At 34.6% G+C, this 24,364-nt stretch carries 24 protein-coding genes and 2 pseudogenes; 6 read left to right on the top strand and 20 right to left on the bottom strand.

Going from position 1 to position 24,364, the window contains the following annotated elements:
* Positions 1–254, bottom strand: a pseudogene (locus tag JCM9157_RS06685) (hypothetical protein); the annotation flags it as partial.
* A 266-nt stretch (positions 255–520) separates the two neighbouring features.
* Between JCM9157_RS06685 and JCM9157_RS06680 the strand changes: the two are divergent.
* Positions 521–1,213: a lytic transglycosylase domain-containing protein gene (locus JCM9157_RS06680; RefSeq protein ID WP_035663237.1), complete on the top strand. Its 693-nt coding sequence runs from the start codon at positions 521–523 to the stop codon at positions 1,211–1,213.
* A 105-nt stretch (positions 1,214–1,318) separates the two neighbouring features.
* Here the strand turns inward: JCM9157_RS06680 and JCM9157_RS06675 are convergent, their stop codons facing one another.
* From JCM9157_RS06675 to JCM9157_RS06665, 3 genes are read right to left on the bottom strand one after another with little or no spacing between them, the layout of a single operon-like run.
* The gene (locus JCM9157_RS06675) at positions 1,319–2,227 is read right to left on the bottom strand and encodes a F510_1955 family glycosylhydrolase (RefSeq protein ID WP_035663236.1); all 909 of its coding nucleotides are present in this window, start codon (positions 2,225–2,227) and stop codon (positions 1,319–1,321) included.
* An 11-nt stretch (positions 2,228–2,238) separates the two neighbouring features.
* Positions 2,239–3,552: a sensor histidine kinase gene (locus tag JCM9157_RS06670; RefSeq protein ID WP_158318615.1), complete on the bottom strand. Its 1,314-nt coding sequence runs from the start codon at positions 3,550–3,552 to the stop codon at positions 2,239–2,241.
* 59 nt (positions 3,553–3,611) lie between these two features.
* Complete coding sequence (locus tag JCM9157_RS06665; protein ID WP_035663272.1) at positions 3,612–4,307, bottom strand: response regulator transcription factor; 696 nt, start codon at positions 4,305–4,307, stop codon at positions 3,612–3,614.
* A 363-nt stretch (positions 4,308–4,670) separates the two neighbouring features.
* Between JCM9157_RS06665 and JCM9157_RS06660 the strand changes: the two genes are divergently transcribed.
* Together JCM9157_RS06660 and JCM9157_RS06655 are read left to right on the top strand one after the other, a co-directional pair.
* Complete coding sequence (locus tag JCM9157_RS06660; protein ID WP_035663233.1) at positions 4,671–5,912, top strand: hemolysin family protein; 1,242 nt, start codon at positions 4,671–4,673, stop codon at positions 5,910–5,912.
* 327 nt (positions 5,913–6,239) lie between these two features.
* Positions 6,240–6,686 carry an Rrf2 family transcriptional regulator gene (locus JCM9157_RS06655; protein WP_035663232.1) on the top strand — a complete coding sequence of 149 codons (447 nt, stop codon included), beginning with the start codon at positions 6,240–6,242 and terminating at the stop codon, positions 6,684–6,686.
* 52 nt (positions 6,687–6,738) lie between these two features.
* Here JCM9157_RS06655 and JCM9157_RS06650 read toward each other — a convergent pair whose 3' ends face one another.
* The 9 genes and pseudogenes from JCM9157_RS06650 to JCM9157_RS06620 form a co-directional block, all read right to left on the bottom strand.
* Positions 6,739–7,332 carry a pyridoxamine 5'-phosphate oxidase family protein gene (locus tag JCM9157_RS06650; RefSeq protein WP_035663230.1) on the bottom strand — a complete coding sequence of 198 codons (594 nt, stop codon included), beginning with the start codon at positions 7,330–7,332 and terminating at the stop codon, positions 6,739–6,741.
* A 108-nt stretch (positions 7,333–7,440) separates the two neighbouring features.
* Positions 7,441–7,578 carry a hypothetical protein gene (locus JCM9157_RS24575; protein WP_156321474.1) on the bottom strand — a complete coding sequence of 46 codons (138 nt, stop codon included), beginning with the start codon at positions 7,576–7,578 and terminating at the stop codon, positions 7,441–7,443.
* A 117-nt stretch (positions 7,579–7,695) separates the two neighbouring features.
* A complete protein-coding gene (locus JCM9157_RS06645; RefSeq protein WP_035663229.1) occupies positions 7,696–8,565 on the bottom strand; it encodes a GerAB/ArcD/ProY family transporter in 870 nt (289 codons plus the stop codon).
* Positions 8,562–8,780: a hypothetical protein gene (locus JCM9157_RS06640; protein ID WP_035663227.1), complete on the bottom strand. Its 219-nt coding sequence runs from the start codon at positions 8,778–8,780 to the stop codon at positions 8,562–8,564. The genes JCM9157_RS06645 and JCM9157_RS06640 overlap by 4 nt, the downstream gene beginning before the upstream one ends.
* Before the next feature lie 4 nt (positions 8,781–8,784).
* Entirely contained in the window at positions 8,785–9,954 is a 1,170-nt protein-coding gene (locus JCM9157_RS06635) for a Ger(x)C family spore germination protein (protein ID WP_035663226.1), read from the bottom strand.
* Positions 9,955–9,974: 20 nt separating this feature from the next.
* A pseudogene (locus tag JCM9157_RS06630) lies at positions 9,975–11,335 on the bottom strand (spore germination protein).
* Positions 11,335–11,460 carry a spore germination protein gene (locus tag JCM9157_RS25665; RefSeq protein ID WP_148296822.1) on the bottom strand — a complete coding sequence of 42 codons (126 nt, stop codon included), beginning with the start codon at positions 11,458–11,460 and terminating at the stop codon, positions 11,335–11,337. The pseudogene JCM9157_RS06630 and the gene JCM9157_RS25665 overlap by 1 nt, the downstream one beginning before the upstream one ends.
* Before the next feature lie 122 nt (positions 11,461–11,582).
* The gene (locus JCM9157_RS06625) at positions 11,583–11,813 is read right to left on the bottom strand and encodes a DUF1450 domain-containing protein (RefSeq protein WP_035663224.1); all 231 of its coding nucleotides are present in this window, start codon (positions 11,811–11,813) and stop codon (positions 11,583–11,585) included.
* Between the two features lie 114 nt (positions 11,814–11,927).
* Positions 11,928–12,677 (bottom strand): ATP-dependent DNA ligase, encoded by a 750-nt coding sequence (locus tag JCM9157_RS06620; RefSeq protein WP_052012988.1) that lies wholly within the window; start codon positions 12,675–12,677, stop codon positions 11,928–11,930.
* A 149-nt stretch (positions 12,678–12,826) separates the two neighbouring features.
* Between JCM9157_RS06620 and JCM9157_RS06615 the strand changes: the two genes are divergently transcribed.
* Together JCM9157_RS06615 and JCM9157_RS06610 are read left to right on the top strand one after the other, a co-directional pair.
* Positions 12,827–13,090 (top strand): DUF6154 family protein, encoded by a 264-nt coding sequence (locus JCM9157_RS06615; protein WP_035663222.1) that lies wholly within the window; start codon positions 12,827–12,829, stop codon positions 13,088–13,090.
* A 329-nt stretch (positions 13,091–13,419) separates the two neighbouring features.
* Positions 13,420–14,655, top strand: coding sequence for a glycoside hydrolase domain-containing protein (locus JCM9157_RS06610; RefSeq protein ID WP_035663221.1), 1,236 nt, complete (start codon positions 13,420–13,422; stop codon positions 14,653–14,655).
* A 363-nt stretch (positions 14,656–15,018) separates the two neighbouring features.
* Here JCM9157_RS06610 and JCM9157_RS06605 read toward each other — a convergent pair whose 3' ends face one another.
* Positions 15,019–15,618 carry a restriction endonuclease gene (locus JCM9157_RS06605; RefSeq protein ID WP_052012987.1) on the bottom strand — a complete coding sequence of 200 codons (600 nt, stop codon included), beginning with the start codon at positions 15,616–15,618 and terminating at the stop codon, positions 15,019–15,021.
* 302 nt (positions 15,619–15,920) lie between these two features.
* On the opposite strand from JCM9157_RS06605, the gene asnB reads away from it, so the two are divergent.
* A complete protein-coding gene (gene asnB, locus JCM9157_RS06600) occupies positions 15,921–17,804 on the top strand; it encodes an asparagine synthase (glutamine-hydrolyzing) (protein ID WP_035663220.1) in 1,884 nt (627 codons plus the stop codon).
* 157 nt (positions 17,805–17,961) lie between these two features.
* Here the strand turns inward: asnB and JCM9157_RS06595 are convergent, their stop codons facing one another.
* From JCM9157_RS06595 to JCM9157_RS06570, 6 genes are all read right to left on the bottom strand, one after another.
* Positions 17,962–18,828: a glycerophosphodiester phosphodiesterase family protein gene (locus JCM9157_RS06595; protein ID WP_235714828.1), complete on the bottom strand. Its 867-nt coding sequence runs from the start codon at positions 18,826–18,828 to the stop codon at positions 17,962–17,964.
* Positions 18,829–18,930: 102 nt separating this feature from the next.
* On the bottom strand, positions 18,931–20,031 hold the full coding sequence (locus tag JCM9157_RS06590; protein WP_035663219.1) for a PRK06851 family protein: 1,101 nt from the start codon (positions 20,029–20,031) through the stop codon (positions 18,931–18,933).
* A gap of 208 nt (positions 20,032–20,239) precedes the next feature.
* Positions 20,240–20,482, bottom strand: a complete 243-nt coding sequence (locus tag JCM9157_RS06585; protein ID WP_035663218.1) for a hypothetical protein — start codon at positions 20,480–20,482, stop codon at positions 20,240–20,242.
* Positions 20,483–20,538: 56 nt separating this feature from the next.
* Positions 20,539–21,888, bottom strand: a complete 1,350-nt coding sequence (locus JCM9157_RS06580) for a flavin monoamine oxidase family protein (protein WP_035663217.1) — start codon at positions 21,886–21,888, stop codon at positions 20,539–20,541.
* Between the two features lie 115 nt (positions 21,889–22,003).
* Positions 22,004–22,933, bottom strand: a complete 930-nt coding sequence (locus JCM9157_RS06575) for a manganese-dependent inorganic pyrophosphatase (RefSeq protein WP_035663215.1) — start codon at positions 22,931–22,933, stop codon at positions 22,004–22,006.
* Positions 22,934–23,044: 111 nt separating this feature from the next.
* Complete coding sequence (locus JCM9157_RS06570) at positions 23,045–24,331, bottom strand: DUF2254 domain-containing protein (RefSeq protein ID WP_052012986.1); 1,287 nt, start codon at positions 24,329–24,331, stop codon at positions 23,045–23,047.
* Between the last annotated feature and the right edge of the window lie 33 nt (positions 24,332–24,364).

Genomic DNA, 24,364 nt, shown 5'->3' with positions numbered 1-24,364 from the left:
TTATCTTTTTCCCCAACCCTTCCCCTCTCACACTTTGCATGTAATGCAATGTTTTTTAGCTCGACGATTTGATCAGCGTGAAAGATAAATAAAACAACACCAATAACTTCATCCTTATCACTGATGGCATACATGTCCCCTTTATTAATATATCCACTAATTATTTCCTTGCTTTCATCTGCTAAAAGCAACAAATCCATATAAAGATGTCGGTTTATTATTGGAACAGTAAATAACTGTATATTTGTTTCCATCACAGTAAAGACTCCTATCTAAGTTACTTCTACCCAATCTTACTATAAAATTGGTTTTATTTTCATACAAAAGAAGTAAAAACCACTCGAAAACAAGCAATTTAAAGAAAAACACAGTATTTTAATAGTATTGATACATGAGTCCCTGTCGCTTAGTTAAATCACCCTTTATGAAAGCAAAAGCTTAAATCTACTTTATTTTAATGTTTGTGTTCTTTACATAATTTCGTTAGGATGAGTTCTTAGCAACAAAAGGAGGTTTTAAAGTGTCAAAGAAAACTATAATAATCATATCCCTCTCCTTTATTCTAGTTTGGTTCTTTTATGAAAATATGAAGCTTAACCATTATATAGAGGAAGTTTATAACTTACATGAAATAAAGAAATTAAATAACAGTATGGATGAAATGCGTGTTTATTTTAATGCTAAAACCAATACTGATTTGGCCAAAAACTACGAAACTTGGATCAACTCTACTGAGATTGCTAATCAGCTTTATGAAGATAGCGATCAGCAATTTAAAAGAGAGTGGGGGCTGTTTCTAGGTGAGTTAGCTCAACAGCATAGTGTTGACCCTTTTATCGTTTATGAATTATTAAAAACTGAAACGGGAGGAACTTTTAACCCTGACCTAATCGGCCCAGAGACCCGCTACGGACATGCTTATGGTTTAGCGCAATTCATGAAGAACACAGCACCTTGGATTGCAGAGATGGCAGGGCTTCCTTACGAAGATGATCTACTATTTGATCCACTCTACTCCATTCAATTGTCGATACAGTATTTAGATTTTCTGTACCAGCATTATAACGATTGGGATTCCGCCTTAACTGCTTACCATAGAGGTATGGGAGGTCTTGAGAATTACATTGATAATAATGGTCATGCCAAGAGCAATTATGCTGTAACCATTCAAGAGCAAGCCAAGAATTTTCAGACGCTTACACAGGTAAATTAAAAGCTTACTCATGCTGATCGGAAAGGCATTTCATTTGCCTTTCTGTTTTTAAATCTTAACCAAAAAACAAAGAAATTAAAAATTCCTTTGTTTTTATTACTAAAATTAGTTAACTTTATTTTCAACCCTTTTCCCCTCTTGCGCTATCATAATCCATTCTTGACCGAAATTATGCGTTTCATAAATGTTAGTCATCGAAGTTGCTACTACTAGTTGCTCTGGATTTCTAGGATGTTGACTGATTTCGATTACCACTTCTGCTTCGTCACCGAACTCCGAATGAATTAATTCCCAAGTTTCACCAAAATCTTTACTGTAATATAGACCTTGCTTAGACCCCATTAAATAGGCAATCATTTCCTCAGAATGTCCGTTTACAGATGTAAAAGATGTTACCGTAAACTCTTTTTCAAGTTCTATCCAAGTTTCTCCACCATCTCTTGACGAGAACATCCCTGTGGGGAATCCCGCCAACAAATGATTGGCGTCTAATGGATTGGATGTTATTGCATAAATTTCTCCGATGTCCATTGGTGCTTGTGAAATCTCAATGGGTAACCAATTAAATCCTCCATTTTCAGATTTATATAATTGTGAATGATAGGAATCGAGTCCGTATATAATGTTTTGATTTTTTGCATTTACATGAATGATATGAAAATCAACTTCCCCATGTAATGCAATGGGTTCCCATGTTAATCCTTTGTCCTCACTCATAATGACCCCTAATGGATTGTTTAAATCAGATTGTAGACTTGGATGTCCGCTAGAAATCATATTCCCGTTTTCTAAAATAGTAAAGCCCATAAAATCGTGTTGTTCACTAGTCCCCCCTATTAAGTTCCAGTTGGCTTGGTCTGCTAGTATGATTCCATGGTGTGTTGCAATATAAAATCCTTCTCCATTCACCTCGTACTCAAGTCCGTGTATGTGAGTAAAAGAGTCAACTGACTGATCCCCGTTACATCCCATTAGAAAGAAAACTAGTGTCACTAATCCTAATGAATACTTCATAAAGTCCTCCACTACTTATCAAATTTAATGATAAAACATGTTCCTTTTCCGAAAATACTATTAACCATTATCACTCCACCTTGTAATTCAATTAGCTGTTTCGTAATGGTGAGTCCAAGTCCACTTCCACCACTTACTGAAGATCTTGCTTTATCCACTCGATAAAATCTTTCCCAAATATAAGGAAGATCTTGTTCTGGAATTCCTTGTCCGTTGTCTTTTACCTGAAGAATAAGCTGATGAGGTTGTTTTTCTACAGATATTTCTATACAACCTCCAGGTTCTGTATAATGTATGGCATTCGTGACAAGATTTAGGATCGCTTGTTCCATTCTTTCAGAATCTACCATGGCTACAATCGGATTTGTATTTGAAGAGAACCGTATGTCTATATTTTTTTCCTTAGCTCTTAACTTAACCTTTTGCAATAGATGTGATAAAAGAGCAACTATATCCGTTTCACGCATTTCTATTTTAAATTTTCCTTCATCTAATTTCATAAGCTGAAATAAATCATTAACGAGACGTTCCATTCTTATCGCTTCACTGTATATGGTTTTAGAATACTCCATTACATCCTTACTAGAATGGGGTTTATCTTTTAAAATAGCGGCGTAACCTTTTAAATAAGTTAAAGGTGTCCTAAGGTCATGAGAAACATTAGATAAAAATTGTTGACGTGAGTCTCTATAATCCTTTAATTGGGAAGCCATGTTTGAAATATCCTTGATTAAGTCAGTAATTTCATCATTTCCCTTTGGAACAAGAGAAAAATCAAAATCACCTTTCGCAATCTTTCTTGTTGAGTTCCTTACTTCTATTAAGGGGGCTGTGAGCCTCTTTGAAAGGTAGATTGTAATTAATCCGGATAAGAGTAAAGTCAACAACGCCATAATGATCGAAATATACAACAACTTGGTTTGCGCTTGGTTAAAATCGCCAGTATCTTGATCAATAAAAAGATACCCTAAAACGTCTTCATCTTTTGTTAGAGGAACAAATGACCAGATATGAGGTATATGACGAGCCATCGTTTCAATAAATTCAGTTTCTCCTAAGTTTGATTTTTCTTGAATCCATTTTCTATAGGATTGTAATTGTTGTTCAGACACAGGGTAATTTTGCTCAAGCAAGTTAAATTCTTGGTCCATGATTATAAAGAAAGTTTCAGGATCCCTTTTTTCCATAAGTACGACATGATGAAGTGTATGAGCTGTCATATCATCTTCAACTATTTCTCCGTGGGCAGCCAATCTGTATTCAATTTCTTTTTGCAACTGATTTTTATAAAAGCTTTTTGACAATTGATAGAAAGAAGTGCTCATTACGATAATTCCAATTACAGAACAGACCAATACAAACAATGATAATCTTGTTGAAAGCTTCATAGTAGATCCGTTGAAGAAAAGTATTTATAACCGACTCCCCAAACGGTTTCTATTAATGGCTTGTCACACCCTACTTCTCTTATTTTTTCTCGAATGTTCTTAATATGAGTGTCAATGCTTCGATCGAACCTTTCTTCTGGTCCATTCCATTCTAACTGTAGTAGCTCTTCTCTTGTAAATACTTGTTCAGGATTCATAAACAGACGTAGAAAAATTTGATACTCTTTTTTAGTAAAGTCTATTTTTTTATCTTCTAAAGTGAATTGTCGTTTGTTTTGATCTAACATTACACCGTGACGTTTTATAATATTCGTTTGTTCAGGTTGCCGTTTAAATCTCCTAATAACTGAATTCATACGAGCGACTAATTCACTAGGTTCAAAGGGTTTGGTAATATAATCATCAGCTCCTAGATTCAACCCTCTTACTATATCTCCGGTCTCTCCCACCGCAGTTAAAAGAATGACTGGTGTATCTTCATCAATTAACCGAAAGCTTTTTAATACCTCATACCCATCTATTCCTGGCAACATGATATCTAATAGAATTAAGTCATATTCGAAAGACCTTAGTAACTGTATCGCTTCTTCTCCAGTTCCAACTGTCTTTACAACGAATGGCTGATCCTGTAAGCAAATGGACAGAAGTTTCTGCATTTGCATTTCATCTTCAACAATTAGTACATTCTTCATATTCTCCAAAATTTCAACTCCTAAGCCTGAGCTCATTAACTAATACATTCTTTAATTACTCTATAACATAATTATATAGATAGTAAGCAAGTACTCATTTTTTGTTAACACGACTTGTTATTCTTTAAATACTTTTAGTTTTTCTCTTTCTCATTTGAAATACCCTCAAAACATTACATTCACTTGATTTGTATAGATTACTTGAAAAATATGTAGAAACAATGAAGTTATTTTCTGCTCGAAAAATGTTCACAATATGATTAAGATCTTTCATTTTTTTGATTATTGTTTGATGCATCTCCTATTATTCCCCTTCATTTTGGGCACCCTTTTACTGAAGCTTATAACAGGAGGCTTGATTTTTTGACTGACATTTCAATAAACCTCATTGTCTTATTAATCGTTCTGCTCTTTTTATCAGCTTTCTTCTCTTCTGCTGAAACAGCTTATTCGAGTGTGAATAAAATACGGCTAAAAAATTATAGTGATGACGGACGCAAAGGGGCCAATAAAGCTCTTGCAATTTCCAATAATTTCGATGAAGCTTTGTCAACGATTTTGGTTGGTAATAATTTAGTTAATATTGCTGCGGCTACTTTATCTTCTCAGCTAGCTATTCAACTTTTTGGACCTAGTGTTGGGGTATTTGTTAGTACTGTTGTAGTTACTGTTTTCGTGCTAATATTCGGTGAAATTTTGCCTAAATCCTTCGCTAAAGAATACGCAGATACATATACCCTGAAAATTGCTGGCATTTTATCTTTCTTAATTATCTTTTTTAGACCTATAACTTGGGCTTTTATTCAAATTAGAAAAGCCATCGGAAAATTGATTCAACAGAAAGAACATGTTCCTTCCATGACTGAAGAAGAGTTAAAAGTGATGATCAATATTAGTCAAGAAGAGGGCGTAATTGAGCAACACGAGAAAGAGTTGGTTCACCGTTCTCTTGATTTTAATGACATTATTGTTGCTGAAATTCTAAAACCACGAACTGATATTATTGCTATCAACATTAATAGCTCTGTAGAGGAAATTAAACAAACGTTCTTTAGAGAGCGATATTCGAGGATACCTGTATACGAGGGTAATTCAGATACAATTGTCGGAATTCTCTCAGAGCGAGATTTTCTAACTGCTTTGTTAAATGATGTAGAAATAGATATAAATCAATTATTACGAGATCCTTTATATGTTGTTGAGTCAATGAGAGTTTCTAATTTACTACCACAACTTCAAAAACAAAAAAATCATATGGCTATCGTTATTGACGAATATGGAGGTACGGCAGGTTTAATAACATTAGAGGATATCCTAGAAGAAATTGTCGGGGAAATTTGGGATGAACATGACGAAAAAGTAATGCCTTTTAACCAAATTGATTCTACTACTTACCTTATCTCCGCAGATTACCCATTAGATGATTTTGCGAGACTAACAAACGTAGAGTTACCAGATTCAAGCTATCACACGTTAGGAGGATGGATCACTGAACTGTTCCAAAGATTACCTAGACAAGGTGAGAAATATGATTATGAGCATCTAACACTAGAAATTGCAGAGACTGATGAGAAGAGACTAAGACAAATTAAAGTATCAGTATAAAAAACACTTAGCATGACTCTAGATGTTTCAATATTACCTATTGAAACATCCACTTTTTATTTTCTTACCATAATGATGAAAGACAATTTTATTCTTTTGCTTGCAGTAAATAAGAGGGTGCTGTCTGTTTCTTTAAAAGCTATTATACGTTATTAAATCTGACAAACTTTTTCTTGATTGCAGTAGAAAATTCATCTATTCATAAAGACAATTCCGTATTTTTCCTGTAGGATATAGGTGTAGTTAGTTTAACAATCTCCAATAATTACTTTATTAATATACTGGTACATGTGCATTTACTAAATCAATGATAGGAGTGAAAAAAGAATGCATCTAACAACTTACACAGATTATGCACTAAGAACGCTCGTTTATTTAGGTATACGAAAAGATTTACCTCTTTCTAAAATAAAAGACATCTCTGAGGTCTATAATATCTCCAATAATCATATGGGCAAAGTCGTATATGAATTAGGCCAACTTGGTTTAATTACAACCATTAGAGGAAAAAATGGCGGGATTAAATTAGCTCTAAACCCTGAGGAAATTAACATTGGAACTGTTGTTAGAAAAACTGAAAATATGAACATTGTTGAATGTTTCGACTCCAAAAACAACACTTGTATTATAAGTCCAGCCTGCAAATTAAAATTTGCTCTGAATGAGGCGCTCCAAGCCTACCTTGCTGTTCTTGACCAATATACTCTAGCCGATGTCATTAGCAATGGAACAGAATTGCTTGACCTATTTAAAATTCATGAAAAACAAGCTTAGGGAAATAAAAATAACCAGGCGCACCTTGTTTGCGCTGGTTATTTATCTCTTGTTACACTTGAGAAAGCCTACTTTGCTTTACTTTAAAAAAGTCTCCGGCAACTATTGGATTATCATTACGCTCCTCATTTTTATTCATCTTCGGAATATGCTTTGAACAGTGTATATAAGCTTCTTCAATCTCAATTATTACCCACCGCTCAGCTCTTGTTTCTTCTCTATATATCTTTTTAAGAACATTTTCATGTATAGGCATGTTTTTCAATTCTTTATTCTCACATATAAACGCTTTCCCGTTAACATGCAATCCTACTCTATTTTCTACAAAGTCAATAAACATCAAACCAATATGAGGATTTTCAGTTAGATTTCCTAAACTTGCCATAACCCCATTGCCACGATACTCTGGATACATTATTGTTTTTTTGTTCATAACCCTTACAAATCCAGGTGGTCCCGCCTTAAATGATGAGTCACAATTTCCATTTCTATCCGATGTGGCAATGAACATCATCTCTTGTTTTTTAATAAACTCTTGCATGGGTATGTTCACATGGTCCAGCATCTGATTTTGATAAAAGGCAGCCGCTCTTTTGGTTGTTTGATACTTTTCCTGCAGTAACCGTTCTCCGAATTGCTTAGACATGGTATCCAACCCCTTTTCACTACAAAAGATAGGTAAACAAATTAGTTAAAATTATTTTAACTGAAAATTTGTTTTATTAATGGATACATGTAATAAAATCTAACATCACTATTTCACTTGTAACTCTTTATGCATTTTTTCTCCACCGATTTTGTCTGTTTCAATTTTCTCTGATTCATACTTCGTATTACAAACATCATCACAATGACGATCATTAACTCTAGAACTAAACCCATTGTTGCCCATGTATGAATTTGAAACTCAAGTTTTTCTCCTTTATTTTCAAATAGTACGTTAGCAAGGACGCCAATCATTATTGATAAAGGTATGAAAGTGTATTTCGTGTTCATACCTGAAAACAAGTTAAAAGCACGCTGTAACCCAAAAAAAGAACAATGCGAACTTAGAGAAGACAGCAGGAAAATATAGTGAAACAAGAAAAAAGTCTAACCTATCTAAAAATTCAGTTATCCTTATTTGTTGAACTAACGTGTAGGTAGGATATGTCGTGTATCGGAGGATTTCAGCACCTAGTACAGCTATTCCTGAAAAAATAAGGATAAACAACATCCCTATTCCAATTGCTCCACCTAAGAAAATAGCTCTTTTGACATTCTTTAAGGGATTAACCATTCCAATAATTAGAAAAACAATTATGATTTCTCCCACCCAAGCTAAACCAAGATAAGCTGATTGAAAAACAGAAGGTATTGTTTCAAGTCCCAGTACAGGTTCGAAATTTTCTATAGCTAATGAATCAATAAGTGAAATTGGAATAAATAACACTACGCCTAAAAATATCAGAAAACAGATTTCATTATACCGAGCGATAACTTCTATCCCTGCCCATGAAATATAAAGGCTACAAGCGATTACTAAAATAGTTATGACATAAACGGGTGTTAATGGCAACAATGTAGCTTCAATGAAACCTGTAATAATGGTAAGATCTCGTATTAAAACATGAGAAATGAACAAGACAAAAAGAAAAGCTAAACATCTCTTCTGCCAATTTCCTTGCCCTTCTGTTAAATCGAATGTCTTTAACTTTTTAAGTCCATACAACCCTCCAGTTATGATTAAGAGAACAAACAAGAAAAGAAGAGGAAAGACAAGCCATGCATTTTGAAGGGACAAATCAACTAATGATTGTGGCAAAATAACTAAACTAACACTGACCATTGAATTACTGACTAGAAAAGCTAACTGCCTGTTTGATATTTTTATATTCATTTACCTATCACCATAAACGTAATTTCTCCAAATAAACGAGATAATAATTGGATATAACCTTCTACTTGAACTAGTTGTAACAAGATTGACATAGAACCTACTACAAGTGATAAGATCGAGTATTTCACTTTTTCCTGTTTTTTCTGATTGAAATCACGGTTTGCCAAATAATAGGCAATTGATAATACAAATACTATAAATATGATTTGTAGCAAATTTTCACTCCCCTATACCAATGCCTTCTGTTACTAGACCAGTTAAAACTATTTTGCTATTTATATTAATTTCATATTCTATGTTCTCTAGTTGCTCTCTCCATGATTCTTTGAATTCGTCATTCCATAATTTACGTTCTTTTCTATGTAGTAGAGAACCAAAACCAAATGTATCAATTCCTTTAGAAAGTGTTTCATCCATTATGGCTTCTATTTCTTTTACAATTTTATTTTTAAGTTTTTCATTGATTTCATCATAAACTTGAGTTTCTTCAAGGTTTAAATCTGTTTCATTTTCAAGCAAATTACTTATAAGTTTTATTTGAAACGTATAAACTGGTTTTCCGTTTTTAATACTGTGCTTAATATCGCAAGTTTGCTCTACAATTCGAAAACTAATGTGAGCACCTTCATCATATTCAATGGTGTAACTTTGACCATGTTTTCTTCCCAAAATCCATTGAATACCGGATGTTTGGTCTTCATCTGTAAAAAATTGGAGCTTATCTTCTTTAAAAATAGCCATTTTACTTATTTCTACTTGATTTGAAACTAACTCCGGGTCTGGACTGATATTTTCTTTTAAAGTTAGAACTGGAAGAAGTGGATCATCCCCCTCCTTTTGATAGTCAAGTAAAAAATCTCTCAGCGTTAATTCATATCCTGCGACACCTATTTCCCTTATTGCTTCAGCTGATAAATTCTCAAGTTGTGGTTGCGAACTGAGAATATCAATTGCATTTCCTTCTGTTATGAAGAGTTGTGTTCGCAAGCGAGCTTCTCTTGTACGAGTTAACACATCCAAAATTTTCCGAATTCCTTCTTTGGCCAGATCTTCCCCAATAATTGAAACCCGACGATGTCCAAACATTAATTGTCGAGACATTCTTTTTTGGAGATCTTCATTAGCTTGCCTAACATTATGCCCAATTCCCGCATCTAAATAATACGTTGCACCACCTGATGTACCCCCTCCACCTCCATGACTTCCAGCTCCGCCCATTTCTCCTGGAAGGGGTGCCTGTATCGCTACCTTATACTGCTTATCGTCTAATAAATCGAAACTGGTACCAGTCACAATTGCTATATCATTGATTTCTAGCCTATCCCAACAACCTAGTAAGGGAAATATAATAACTAAAAGACATAAGATAACTTTAATTTTACCCCTCATTAAATTCCTCCAACGAACGACTAATTATTTTGTTTAGGAGACGGAGACAGATGTTGAACTTGTCTTTTTCTATTTCTTTTTACAAATTCTCTCGGCCTTTTATTTTGCATCCAGATTGGCATTCTTACAAAAACATCTTTTAGCTCGGAGAAATGCATAGGACCAATTGGTTCAAAGTAAGGTACCCCAAACGATCTTAATTTACATAAATGAGTTAATATAAACACCATCCCTATTACTAAGCCAAACATTCCAAAGACTGAGCCTAATATAATTAAAGGAAATCTTAATAATCTAACTGAAATCGCAAGACTAAATTTCGGAATCGTAAAGGACGCAATTCCTGTAAGTGAAACAATAATGACCATTGGTGCAGAAACAATGCCTGCTTCTACTGCTGCAGACCCAATAACTAAAGCGCCTAGGATACTTACCGCTTGTCCTATTGTTTTAGGCAGCCGCACACCAGCCTCTCGTAATGCTTCAAATGAGATTTCCATAATTAACGCTTCCACTACAGCTGGGAATGGAATCGCCTCTCTACTTGCAGCAATACTTAACAATAGATTTGTTGGGATCATTTCTTGGTGATAGGTTGTCACAGCTACATATAACGCAGGCAGCAAAAGAGCAATACCCAAAAAGACTAAACGGATTGCTCGTAAAAAAATCGCAATGTAAAATCGATCATAATAATCTTCACTTGCTTGAAATTGTTGCCAAAAGGTTGCCGGCAGTATCATCACAAATGGGGTGCCATCAACTAATACAGCTATTCGCCCTTCCAGTAGGTTTGCCGCTACTGAATCTGGTCTTTCCGTTACTTGTACTTGAGGGAAAATACTCCATGGATGATCCTCTATCAATTCTTCAATATAACCCGTTTCAAAAATTCCATCTATTTTTATGCGATCTAACCTAGTTTTTAGTTCTTCCAATACTTTTGGGTCGGCAATACCGTCAATATATATAACATCAACACTCGTCTTCGTCTGTTCTCCCACTTGTCTCGATATGATTTTTAAATCTGTTGATTTAATCTTTCTTCTAATTAGAGATGTATTTACACGTAAATTCTCAATAAAGCCTTCACGAGGACCTCGGATTGCTGACTCTGATTCAGGTTCTGACACTGCTCTGTTCGAACGCTTGCCGGGAAGATGATTGCTTTAGCGTAACCATCTATTATTAATGATGCATTTCCTGCTAAGATTAAATCACTGATTTCCTGCACTTCTTGACTTTCAGATATATCTGCAAGAGTTATAACTTTTCTTTCTAAATGTTCTAACGTTAGATCTAACGTTTTAACGTGTGTTGCTATATCCTGTAGAACATGTGCTTGTAAATCTTCCGTGTTAACTAAGCCATCTACATATATTAAAAAGCTTCTCTGTCTTCTATGTAAAGATTACGAAAGATTACATCAGCACAATCATGAAAGATGGTTTTAAAATGAGAGATATTTTTACCTACCTCAACAGTTAATTGTTTTTTGTCAGCCATCCTACTCTCCCTCACATAGCAATTTTTATTTTAGCTTTACCTGTTAATAAGTTAATATTCTTGTTTCTATTTGCTGTAAATAAAAAAGAGTTGCCCTTTAATTAGGCAACTCTTTCGATTACTTAAACAGTTTTCTTTAAAATTTGTTTATCTATTTTCCTGTATAACTCGTCACTCGTTTCACTTTTTACTACTTTTCCATCGACTACCGAAAAAGGGCATTCTTTACATGTCTTACATTTACCAAGACATCCTTTACGCTTTATCTTTAAATCTGGATAAGATGTAGCTAAAGATTTATAAGCTTTCTTTGATTTAAATTTGTTTTCTTTGCAGAAATAGATCTTATCCATTTTATGTAGCCACCTCTATTGATAAGTATTATCATTCTCACCACAATAATAGCAGATCTTTCTTTATTCGTATAGTCCTCACATAAAGTTATCACAAAATAAAAATAGACCTTTTTAATGGGAAAGGTCTATTTTTATTTTGTTTATCATTTGACGATACGACTCATACAGTTTGTTTCGATTTTTAATTGGTTTCATATCAATGGTTAAAAATTTCTGACTTATTTGGGTTTGGTTTAACATCATTAAAAAGCAGTTGCTTTTATTTAACCCTGACTTCTTCTCCTTTAAATAACGATAATTAATGATCTTAATCCAGTCGTCTGTTCGTCTACCAGTTTGATATTTTGAATGCGGTTTTTTCACAACAATACCTTCCAAGTTATACTCTCTTACAATATCAAAGTACATTTCAGAATTGCCTTCTACCCATTGCGAAGTAACAATTGAGATGTTATCAGTAGGGACAGTTAAATCCAATAATTTTTTCCGTTCAATTAGTGGCAATTGCGTGACCTTTTTTCCTTTATAATAAATAATATCAAAAGCAACAAACTGAATCATGATACTTGTATCAACTTGTTTGGAATGATACCGGTCAAGTAACAAATGATAATCTGGTTTATTTTCAGGGTCTGGAGCTATCAACTCTCCGTCTAGTATCACCCCTTTTGGAAGTGACACAGAAGCAACTTCAGGAAAGTAAACAGTCACATCACGATTATAGCGTGTATATAACTTGACCTCCCCGCCTAAATTACTATAGATCAGACGTATTCCATCTAATTTTAATTCAGTGATAACATTAGCATAATCTTCGGGTGGTGCTATTGCCTCTTGTAATAGCATCGGAGAAATAAACATAAACTCACCTCACCCTATATCATACAATCGAACTTTAACTTATTCATTAGTATGTTTTTGGTATTTAAGGTCACTTTTTAATCATTATTGTATAAACTCCTGCTTTTAAACTTAACCTAATAGAAGTCCTATACAAGGAGAAGATAACAATGAAATTCGTAGACGATTTATATCATTTATACAAAGATAAGTTAACTGGTGATGAAGAAGATGCTTTAATCATCATTAATGGCATCTTAAAAGATTTCTCTGACGAGGATATAAAAAAATTAATAAAAGACTTAACGGATATGGAGAGATTCGAGATGTTTGCTTTATTTTTATACGAGAAATTTCAATTAAAAGTACGTGAAGAAGGAGTGGGTCAGACATTAAATCATGACGATCAACCAGACTTTAAATATTTTCATTAATGATCTCGTAATTGAAACTTTTCCTCTTGTAAACACGTTCTATAATAAAAACTAGAGGTGTCGTATGGAAGAGGAAATAGTAGGAGATTTTATCAAAGCAATAGAAGAAATACTCGACAGAAAATTAAGTGATATAGAAACTAACATCATTTTAAACGTCATTTCCAATAATTAAACAGGCACTTATTCATAGACTTTTACTCACAACTATTAATGGCTGTGAGTTTTTTTTGTTTTTTGTTTACTAACACCACTCCTTATACTCACTGCCCAATTATTTCACGAATAGTTGTCCTGCTACGTATGATGACTCGAGAGGTGGTGAGTTAATGAGGGATAACAGAAATCGGTCACTTATTGTCTTAGGAGTTGTTTCATTATTGTTTGTTGTCACACTAACGATGTTTAGCCGCTCAAATAATGCAGAGCCAGTCTCTGCAACAGCTGATCTCTCTGCTGAAGAGATGACTAATGATTCTTCCAACTACAATAACCATACTGACAATAGCTCTGGAGATAGTAAAACTCAAAATAATATTGATAATATAATTGACGCCGAGGATAATTCTGTAGTGAATTTAATCGAAAATCATTCATCCTCCCATACAGCAGAAATAACCAATACAGTAGAAAATCAAATTGAAGGTCATTCTAGTGATATTGAGAATTCAATCGAAAATCACGTTAACACAGGGGAAGAACATTCCGTTGAAAACAATGTAACGAATCAAGTTGATGTAAATGTCTCGGTTACCGTTTCAAATCAAATTACCAATGATGTATCTGGAACTAGTTCTAGAGAAGATGCAGACACTGGTGAAGAGAATGGGAATGGTCAAGGTAGTAACGATAATGGTGATGGTGAAGATCAAGATAGTAACGGGAACGGCAATGGCAACAACGATGAAGAAACCCCAGAAACTGTTTGGGGAGTAGACTCAGCTAGCTTAACTACAGATGAACTACTCGCATGCGTCAGAGATAATTTTGGTGATCCAGCCGTTTGGGGTCGATATCTATTAACAAATGAAGGAGTATCTTACGGGTTGACAGATGAAGAAATTGAACTGCTTCTCTCTAATGACATCGAAATACTGGTCATCTGGAATCATTTTACGGATGGTACTGGTTATGAGAATGGTCAGAATGAAGCTAACGAGGCTGTCGAAGCTGCTAGAGATTTAGGCATTCCGGAAGAAGTGGCTCTATTTGCTAATGTAGAACCCATTTATCCTATAGATTCTGACTTCATTCAAGGATGGCATGATGTTGTCTCTGAATCGGAATATAGCTCGGGTATATATGGAATTTTCGATCCAAGCGAAGAGTTGTATGTTGCTTTTGAAGCGGCTGCCGAAGCTGATTCTAGCATTCTGGATGAGATGTATGTTTGGACAGCTGCGCCAAACGAGGGAATCACAACAGAAGAAAATGCTCCGGAGTATAATCCCGAATATCCGGATGGTGCGCTGATTGCAGGCTGGCAATACGGAATCGATGCTGAAACTTGTAACATTGACACGAATCTTTTTGATGGAAACGTTCTGAATGTACTTTGGGAATAAATTAGGGCGATCTCAAAAGGGTTAATTTCCCTTTTGGGATCCCCCCTGATTGTTCATTATAAAATATCTATCCAACTATCTTATTGATAATAATTATAAACTAATATTGATTTTTGTTTTATATCTGTTATTATAAATAATGAATAACATAATGCTTTTAAATTGTATTTATGTAATACATTCTTATAAGCAACAAAGGAGAAAACATCATGTCAAACAAACAAAAACTCTGTCCTTCCTGCCAATCTGAAATTAAACACTTAAAACATAGCATTGTTTGTAAATGTGGTATTAAATTTAAGACGATTAAATCCAATTCTTTTGCAAGTTAATTCTTTTATTAATAGGAATAGCTTCCAACAATTATTTGTGACTAGGATTAAGTTGTTTGATTTGTTCTGCTTCAGTCTGCAAAGATTGAAGCCACATTTCTACTAGTTCAATACCACTGATTAAGTCTATTTCTAGGCCATCGGCATATTTAATAGCATTTTCCGTAAAACTTGCTGTTGTAATAATCATTCCCCCCATAGCATTCCATTTTTTAATGTTCGAATGCATCAATGCAACTGTTTCAAAATCAAGGTCATCTTTCTGACACGCCAACATTCCAAGATACATTCCATCATCACGTCGGTTTTCGAAATCTATCCGATAATTACTACTTGCTTTACTTACAAACATGTCGCCTCCATACATTGTTTCTATAATATCAGTTACAAAATCTTCAAACTCCCCCGGATCTCCATTTAGGTAAATTGCACTCTGGTCATCTGTTTGATCAGTTTTAAAACGCATGTATAAGCCCATTGCTAAAGTTTGTCGCAATTCAACATCTTTTTCAACTTTATCAAGTAATAGCTCTGTATATTCTTCTCTTCTAATTTTCATTCGAATTCCTTGAATAAGTGTAAGGATCGTTATAAAGATGGCAACTATTGTAATGATTGTCTGTGAGTCCAAAAAAAACACCTCCCTTTAATCAGTTTATACAAAAGGAGATGTAAGCAAACAACATTTCTGCTATAACTACGAATAAAACTAACCTCAACTTGTCCACATGAACTGTATTTTTTTCGGTTTACAACTCTTTAAAATAAACTAGCTAAGATTTTGTTAAATATTTATTGTTTGTAATTTACACCTGTATTTAGACTTTCCCTCTTAAAAATTACTAGATTTTTCATAAAAATAAGGTATGATAATCATGATATATAGTAATTTATAAAGTCTTTTCTATCATGAGTTTGTTGGAGGGATTAAACGTGTGTGGCTTTATTGGAGAAATTCATAATGACCAAATAGAAGCGATAAAAGAGCCTATCTGGTCGAAGGCGATAGCAGCAATTCATCATCGTGGGCCTGACTCAACTGGTCATTTTATAGATAAGTATGTACAATTTGGTTTTAAAAGACTAAGTATTATTGACCTTGAACATGGAACTCAACCTTTTAATATTCAGAACCGCTATATTATGGTTTTTAATGGAGAAATCTACAACTACATAGAACTCCGAAATCAATTAATTAGTGAAGGTTTTTCTTTTAATACGGATTCAGATACAGAAGTACTGCTTTCTTTATTTATCTCTAAAGGGATAGATTGTGTAAAAGAGCTTAGAGGGATGTTCTCCTTTGCGATTTGGGATAAAGTCGAACAAACTCTTTTCTGCGCCCGCGATGCTTTTGGAATTAAACCATTTTATTATACAGAGACTAGCGAACGATTATTTTTTGCCTCAGAACAGAAGAGCATTTATGCTTACATTAATTTTAGGGAACTTTCAAAAGAAGCATTTCAATATTACCTAACTTATCAATACGTCCCTGAACCTCATTGTTTGTCTAAAGAAATAAAGAAACTATTGCCTGGTCATTATATGATAAAGGAGATTAATAAGCCCCCAGTAATCAAGCGTTACTTTAAAAAGACTTTTGATCCCATTAAAAGTAGTATGCTAGAGCACAAGACAAAAATAAGACATATTCTTGAAGATTCGGTGGAGAAGCATATGAGGAGTGACGTACCCGTTGGTGCCTTCTTATCTAGCGGAATTGATTCTACTTCCATAGTTGCTTTAGCCAAAAAGCATAATTCTAAATTAAAAACGTTTACAGTTGGTTTTGAAAACAAAGGATTCAGTGAAGTAGACGTTGCCAAAGATACAGCTGAAAAGTTACAGGTCGAGAATATTCATAAGATTATTTCAGCAGATGAGTTCATTAAAGAACTACCTTCCATTATATGGCACATGGATGACCCTGTCGCAGACCCTGCTGCTGTACCACTTTATTTTGTTGCAAAAGAAGCCAGTAAGCATGTAAAAGTAGTCCTTTCTGGCGAAGGAGCAGATGAATTATTTGGCGGTTATAACATTTATCGTGAGCCAATATCTTTAAACTGGTTTGGATATATGCCTACACAGTTAAAGTCTATGCTTCAAACAATAGCACTTGGCTTGCCACATGATTTAAAAGGAAAAAGCTACTTACTTAGAGGAACTACACCTTTATCAGATCGTTATATCGGCAATGCCTTTGTTCTAAATGAAACAGAAAAGAAACAACTACTACAGGGATATAACAATGACTTTCCTTTTCAAAATATAACAAAAGACCTTTATCAAGAGGCAACTCATTACGATGATTCATTAAAAATGCAGTTCATTGACCTCCATACCTGGCTCCCTGGAGACATTCTTGTAAAAGCTGATCGAATGACTATGGCTCACTCACTAGAACTTCGCGTACCATTTCTAGATAAAGACGTTTTTAAAGTTGCTAGCGAAATCCCTACTTCGGCCAAAATATCACATGGTACAACTAAGTATATTTTAAGAGAAGCAATGAAAGACATTCTTCCTGAAACAGTTCTACATCGTAGAAAATTAGGATTTCCGGTTCCCATTCGTCACTGGTTAAAAGACGAGTTATATGATTGGGCTCGTACTATTATTATTGAGAGCTCAACCGAGTATTTGTTTAATAAAGGTGAGGTACTAAAGCTTCTTCAACAACATGCACAAAGCAAAGCTGATAACAGTCGTAAAATTTGGGTAATTCTCTGTTTTATGATTTGGCACTCTATTTACCTAGAGAATGCCACCTTTACTTCTGAATTAACAGCGCCTGAATTACAAACTGTATAAAATTCACACTAAGAACGTGTATACATATTTCGCACGCTCTTAGTTTTCTTTATTATTTTCTACTCCTGTGACGAATTGAATAAACTTGTATTCCCGTTTTCTCTTAACTCTTACTTGCTTTTATTCATTAATTCTACCAATAAATCAGGCCTATCTGTTATAATCCACTTGCCCCTTGATTTAGTAAATATCTCATCGCCTCTATATCATTTATTGTCCAGTAATGCACCTCTAACCCTTTACGATTCGCAGCTTTAATTAATCGTTTTGATGTTAAATCAAATATCATTTCCTCTGTAGGTATTTGAATAACATCGACACTTGGTTTGTACAAACCATTTAGAAAGACCTTATTAAGAACGACTAATTGAGTAACCTCACTTTTCCCACCACTAATTGCAACTTTCCCTTCTGCAAGCTCATCAACCATATCAATAATCTCTTGGTCGAAAGAAGCAATTAATACTTTTTCTTCGAGTTCGTATTCAACAATTAAGTTCCACAGTTTTGTTACAATCAATTCATATGATTCTAAAGCGTTCGTATCTTTTATTTCTATCACCATTTTACTATTTGAAAACTCATCGAAAATCTCGTTAACTGTTAAGATTTTCTCTCCTCTACCTCTAAATGAATATTCTCCCTTTTGATCTTGAAAATAAAAACCAGCATCAAGCTCTTTAATTTCTTCTAGTGATAGCTCATCTACTCTCCCTACTCCATCTGTCGTGCGATCAACTGTAGGATCATGTATGGCTACTAAATGCTGATCTTTCGTGATATGTATGTCAAATTCTATTGCATCTACCCCCAATTCTACTGCTTGATTAAAGGCTGCCATTGTACTCGACGGTGCAAGGTGTTCTCCTCCCTGGTGGGCAATAATCATTGGTCTATCTTGATTGAAAAAAGGCTTGGTTGCTCTTTTTTCCCCAGGAAGCAAGTTTCCGATTCCCCAAGCGATCAATAAGACAATGAACACGATTAATATAGTTTGTTTCTTTGTATGCTTTTTCTGTTTCATGGTTGTCCCCCTCCTCTTGTCCGTTTATTTAATTCGCTTCATATCAATCGTTCTCCTTCTATACTTAAATACCACTGATCAATTTGACCAGTGGTTTTGACTTTATGCTTTATTTTCAATAATTCGATTTACTTCTTGTAAAATATCATTTTGTATTTCTTCAACCTTCTTAAAATCCATCGCTTCAATATAATATGCTTCTAATTGGTCCCGAAGTTCTTTTGCTTCTGCTAAATAAGAAATACCTTCTTTCATCTTATCTTTATACGGCTTAGTTGTTCTAGCTATGTCAGCAGCCCATTTTTCATCTGTTTCTGGTGCTATACATCTTTGATACATATCGACGATTTCATCTGTTTCTCTATTTGGAAAATACTCATGAGGAGCTGTACTATCAAAAATTGCGATTCCCTGTTCTCTAAGGATCACCATATCGAGACTATGCGGATCAAAACCGCAATGATACACCTCTACGTCAAATCCCTTCTTTTCCCCGGCAGCTGCAATCTTCTTGAGCATAGTAGACTTGCCTGATCCAGCTCTACCTTTAATAAAAAAACGTTTATCAATATCTTCTGTTAAATTCTGTATGAAATCAACTGCTCCCTTTGGCGTTGCAGCTCCTAAGAAACGGTGTTTAACAGTTGCAGATTTATTAGCTACATCGTCACCATAAAATAGTTTTATTAACTCTTCCGTTAGTTTATTTGCTTCTTCAAAATCCATATTGTTAATGTAGATTTCCTCTATATCATCATGGGCTTTTAATGCTTGTGCGAATGTGTCGTATGCTTTTTGAAAGGTAGAGGAAATATTCTTATTTAATCTTAAAATTTCTTCTTTATGAGTAAGTAACTTTTCTGTGTCCCAAGCAACGCCTAAATTCACATAATCTTCTATAACGCCTGGCGCTTTAGGTTCAATTACATGTGGGGCAGTACCATCTACGATTCCTACTTTATAATTTGGTAGAATTACACCGTCAATTGATTGATTATCTGACGAACAATGCAAATATTCAATGTCAATCCCTTTTCTGGATACCGCTTCTCCTATCGCTTTCATCAGTGAAGACTTTCCAGTTCCAGGTCCACCTTTTAAGATAAATAACCTATCCAATCCTTTTAATGCATCATCATAAAGTGAATAAAATCCTTTTGCTGTATTTCCTCCTGCATAGTAATTGCGAATTTTCCCAGTCATCAAATCACCCTTTCACTCCTTTTACCCCAACATATGTAAATAGTCTTACAAGGGTGAATGCCTATTTTAAAAATAAATTCTACATTGTGATCGTATTAACTATTTCTAGTTCGATGTTTATATTATCGAGATAATCTCACTTATTTATATATAATCAAAAAGCACATCAGAGTCCTCTCCGATGTGCCTCCTTATTAAATTCCACTTTTTATCCTAGTTTCTCTTCAGCCGTTTCATTAGCTAGTAAAGAACGCTTATTAACTGTTAACTCATTCTTATTAATTAGATATTTCATGTGTTCAATTGGCATGGAACCGTGTCCTTTTCCATTTCCGAGAGTGAATTGAACTGTATTCCCAAATTCTCGAATAATAGTTAACGTCTCTGCTGAATTAAAATGCCCTTTTACAACTTGAGCAATTTTAAATTCAGCTCCTTTTTCAAATGTCATTTAACAGAAACTCCCTTTATCTTTTTTAAATTCATTATGTCTAATTTTAATTTTTTTCATACCTTACATTCGTGTTTCAAGGCTTGAACAATTTCTTCAGCGACTCTTTCACCCGATTGAACTGCTCCTTCCATATACATTCTCCACTCAGTTGCAGTTTCCGTCCCAGCCCAATGTAGAGGTCCAACTGGCTTTGATAAAGTAACTCCAAATTGACTAAGAACTCCTGGGGAAAAATGGGCCCCATATCCTCCTCTAGTCCATTCTTCAGCTGACCAATCCTTCTCAATGATGTTCAACGTGTCCTCTGCTTTCTCACCAAAGTAATGAACTAAGTTTTCTATTATAGTTTGTTTTCGTTGTTCAATCGTTTTTTCACTTAATAGACGTGCTGATTCTCCAGTAATTAGAACGGTTAACACACCTTTATTCTTTAGCGGTGGAGAGGTGTCTACTGTTAACTTTATTGGTCCTTCGTTAGAATAGACATTCCCATTTAAACCAACATCTCTCCAAAAAGGTTTGTTGAATATAAATACCATTTTCATAACAGACGGTAACCCAGCTCGTTCATTTAATTGAGCACGAGTTACAGGCAATATAGGTATAAACTTGATATGTGTAAGAAGATTTGGAGGTAACGCTAAAATAACCTTTTTTGCTTTCCAAATCTGCTTACTTGTCGTTATAATTGTTTCCTTAAATTCAGAATTAATAGAGGTAACTGGTTGTTCGTACTCAATCTGTCCGGGTAAAGAACGTGCCATCTTTTCTACCAAAGTCCCTACCCCTTCTTTAATCCATAAATCTTCTGCCGTTAATAGTCGCTCTACAGATCCTGCTGCTCTTATGCACCATAATAAATCAAGAGCCGACACCTCAAATAACTTGCTGCACAGAGCTTCTTCTAGCATAAGTTGATAAAAAGATTTGCCAAAGCTTGTATACATATGATGATTAATTAATTGCTCAACTGTTATCTTGTCAAGTTCTTGAGCTATCTTAAACTCCCACGGTGCCTTAGCTTCAAATGATTTGCTTTTATCATTTAATACTTTTTTCATCTTCCAAATATCTAAACGTTCCACTACAGACATATTGGGCCATGGACTCGTATTCTGTTGAATGATCCCATCAAAGTTATAAATGGTTTTGCCTTGACGATAAGTCGATACTAGATGCAGATCATATTTTCTGAGCAGCTTTTTCATTCTTTTGTGATGTGGGCTGATCCACTGCGCACCGAGGTCCACCTGGATGTCTTCTTTTTGTAGACTGTATACTCTTCCTCCAGCACGATTGCGAGCTTCTAAAACAACAAAAGGAACCTTTTTCTTTTTTAACTCAATAGCTGCTGTTAATCCTGCTAACCCAGCTCCTATAATGACTACGTCTGTTTCTTTCATTGCCACCATTCCTACTTTCACGCTAGTTAACCTTTACTAGCATTTGGCAATTTGAACTTGATTTATGCATCCTTATATACTAAAAAAGAGAGCAGCTGGGCTGCTCTCAAATCCTTTATTTTGTAAAACCTTCTGTTACTTGCGGGACAACTTGCTTCTTTCTAGACACAACACCTTTTAATAGAGCCGTATTGTTTTCTAACGTTACACTGAATCCTTTTTCAACCGCTGCTGTTTCTTTTCCTAATGCTAGTACAACAGAATCGTTATTTAAGATATCCGTTACAACTAATACAAATAAATCTAATCCTTTTTCCTCTATTACTTGATTAATCGCTTCCTCTAATTCTGTTTGACGAGAGAGTACATCGTTTGTATCAACTGCATTTACTTGCGCAATCTCAACTTTATTACTCTCCATGTTAAATTCTTTCGCATCAAGTGTAATCAGCTGGCTAATTGTTTTATCGCTTAGGTCTGCTCCTGCTTTTAGCATCTCTAGTCCGTAAACTGAGCTGTCTACTTCAGCAATAGTAGCTAGTTCTTCTGCTGCATCAATATCTTCTTGCGTGCATGTAGGTGATTTAAACAAAAGCGAATCTGAAATAATAGCTGATAACATTAACCCAGCAATCTCTTTACTAATCGAAACATTTTTCTCTTTGTATAATTTCAATAAGATTGTAGCTGTACATCCAACTGGTTCAGCACGGTAATACAATGGATCTGTTGTTTCAAAGTTTGCAATTCGGTGATGATCAATTACTTCTAGTACGCGTACATCTTGAATATCTGTCGCGCTTTGTTGAGCTTCATTATGATCCACTAAAATAACATCATTTACTTCGTTTGCTACTGTTTCAACTAATCGCGGTGCTTGTTGTTTAAAGTAGTCGAGTGCGTATTGTGTTTCGCCGTTTACCTCTCCTAGACGAACCGCTTCCACATTTTGACCCAATTTACTTTTTAAATCTGCATATGCAATAGCTGAACAAATTGTATCAGTGTCTGGATTTTTATGTCCAAAAATAAGTACCTTCTCCATCTTTAGCCACCCCAATTATGTATATTGTTTTTTTATTCCTCAACTGTTAATTTTACCATCTACTTAATCCGACAACAATCATTAATAGATTTTTTTATTTTATTTAGTCTTTCATGTATCAAATATCGCTTTTAATTCATTTTTCTTCCATTCGTAATATTCTAAATCCTTCTTATGAAATTCTTGTTTGTTAAAGGTTTCACTAATATACTTGCTAAAATGCCCAATTTTCTGTTTAACCATTTTTGAGTTATCTTCAGCTATCATAATTAGTGCGTCGTAAATAGCGAGTAAAATCGAGACGTCTTCCCGACCATAGTGACAGATTTGATAAAACGTCGTATACAGTGTTTCTTCAAATGGTTTTTGTTTAGCTACTAATCTAATCGCATGTTCATCTGAGTACGTGATATAAGCCCCATCTTGTTTGCAAACATCTGATAGCAACCTTCCTAAATGTAAAATGCCGTCTATTGCCGTATCTGGATCATTAATCCCTGGTGAGAGTGCCCTTAGAGTCACTTCAACCACTTTCTGTATACCGAAATCCACATCTTGCAAAATGGTTCGGTCTACACCAACTTCAACAAATTTCCCCACTTTTATTTTTGGTAAAGTCTCTCGATAATAGACAGTAAAAATAGGTCGTCGATGCGTGATAAAAGCTCCAATTTGTTGATTAATTTCAATTACAAGATTGTACTTTCGGGCTAACTCGTATAAATGATGATATTCAATTAATTGTATGTAACCAAACGATTCACTTTTATATTCTTTCTTATAATAATTCTCTACTTTAAGATTCGGTTTTTGGTCTGTTATTGTAATAGCTTCTTTTTGATTTTGGGGCTTTAATCGCTCTTTCAACGTTTTTAGCGTTTGCCTAGTTACTTCACTTATTAATTTATTTACTTGAATGGAAGTGGCCACAAAATGAATAAAGTAAGCAAAAAAAGCTAAGCAAACGATGGAAAATAGGACAGCAACAGTTGCACCTAGTACTTCGTATGGTAATTCTTCGCTCATAAACAACAAAGAAAGAATGCTATACATAAATCCACCCATGTAAATTCCTAACACTCTCATTGTTATCTTATTTGTGATAAAGTCAGACAGTGTTCTTGGTGAAAACTGTGAAGAATAAGTGGTTAGGACGACCATAATGGTCGAAAAAGTAATAGTAACCATCGTTAATAAAGCTGCGGCAATTGTCGCTAATACCGTTTGAGCTAAACTAACACTAATGAGTAGGCTTGCGGGAAAAATGTTTTGTACCCTCTCTCCATGTACGGTGTCGACCCAAATCATAACAACCGCCAATAACGAAGAGACGAGACAATAAACACTCGGGACAATCCAAATATTTTTTCTTACTTTTAACATCCACTCTTTAATCAAAACACGAACATCCTTTTCTTTTTTGTGCTCTTA

The organism is Halalkalibacter akibai JCM 9157 (assembly GCF_000513135.1).
Taxonomy (GTDB): Bacteria; Bacillota; Bacilli; order Bacillales; family Bacillaceae_D; genus Halalkalibacter; species Halalkalibacter akibai.
Note: the sequence above shows the minus strand (reverse complement) of the source record. Positions and strands in the feature narration are given on the sequence as shown.

Excerpts from the sequence above, each read along its gene's own strand:
- JCM9157_RS06675 (WP_035663236.1), bottom strand. The coding sequence starts at position 2,227 with ATGAAGTATTCATTAGGATTAGTGACACTAGTTTTCTTTCTAATGGGA.
- JCM9157_RS06670 (WP_158318615.1), bottom strand. The coding sequence starts at position 3,552 with ATGAGCACTTCTTTCTATCAATTGTCAAAAAGCTTTTATAAAAATCAG.
- JCM9157_RS06665 (WP_035663272.1), bottom strand. The coding sequence starts at position 4,307 with ATGAAGAATGTACTAATTGTTGAAGATGAAATGCAAATGCAGAAACTT.
- JCM9157_RS06655 (WP_035663232.1), top strand. The coding sequence starts at position 6,240 with ATGCATCTAACAACTTACACAGATTATGCACTAAGAACGCTCGTTTAT.
- JCM9157_RS06650 (WP_035663230.1), bottom strand. The coding sequence starts at position 7,332 with ATGTCTAAGCAATTCGGAGAACGGTTACTGCAGGAAAAGTATCAAACA.
- JCM9157_RS24575 (WP_156321474.1), bottom strand. The coding sequence starts at position 7,578 with ATGGGCAACAATGGGTTTAGTTCTAGAGTTAATGATCGTCATTGTGAT.
- JCM9157_RS06645 (WP_035663229.1), bottom strand. The coding sequence starts at position 8,565 with ATGAATATAAAAATATCAAACAGGCAGTTAGCTTTTCTAGTCAGTAAT.
- JCM9157_RS06635 (WP_035663226.1), bottom strand. The coding sequence starts at position 9,954 with ATGAGGGGTAAAATTAAAGTTATCTTATGTCTTTTAGTTATTATATTT.
- JCM9157_RS25665 (WP_148296822.1), bottom strand. The coding sequence starts at position 11,460 with ATGGCTGACAAAAAACAATTAACTGTTGAGGTAGGTAAAAATATCTCT.
- JCM9157_RS06625 (WP_035663224.1), bottom strand. The coding sequence starts at position 11,813 with ATGGATAAGATCTATTTCTGCAAAGAAAACAAATTTAAATCAAAGAAA.
- JCM9157_RS06620 (WP_052012988.1), bottom strand. The coding sequence starts at position 12,677 with ATGTTTATTTCTCCGATGCTATTACAAGAGGCAATAGCACCACCCGAA.
- JCM9157_RS06615 (WP_035663222.1), top strand. The coding sequence starts at position 12,827 with ATGAAATTCGTAGACGATTTATATCATTTATACAAAGATAAGTTAACT.
- JCM9157_RS06610 (WP_035663221.1), top strand. The coding sequence starts at position 13,420 with ATGAGGGATAACAGAAATCGGTCACTTATTGTCTTAGGAGTTGTTTCA.
- JCM9157_RS06595 (WP_235714828.1), bottom strand. The coding sequence starts at position 18,828 with ATGAAACAGAAAAAGCATACAAAGAAACAAACTATATTAATCGTGTTC.
- JCM9157_RS06590 (WP_035663219.1), bottom strand. The coding sequence starts at position 20,031 with ATGACTGGGAAAATTCGCAATTACTATGCAGGAGGAAATACAGCAAAA.
- JCM9157_RS06585 (WP_035663218.1), bottom strand. The coding sequence starts at position 20,482 with ATGACATTTGAAAAAGGAGCTGAATTTAAAATTGCTCAAGTTGTAAAA.
- JCM9157_RS06580 (WP_035663217.1), bottom strand. The coding sequence starts at position 21,888 with ATGAAAGAAACAGACGTAGTCATTATAGGAGCTGGGTTAGCAGGATTA.
- JCM9157_RS06575 (WP_035663215.1), bottom strand. The coding sequence starts at position 22,933 with ATGGAGAAGGTACTTATTTTTGGACATAAAAATCCAGACACTGATACA.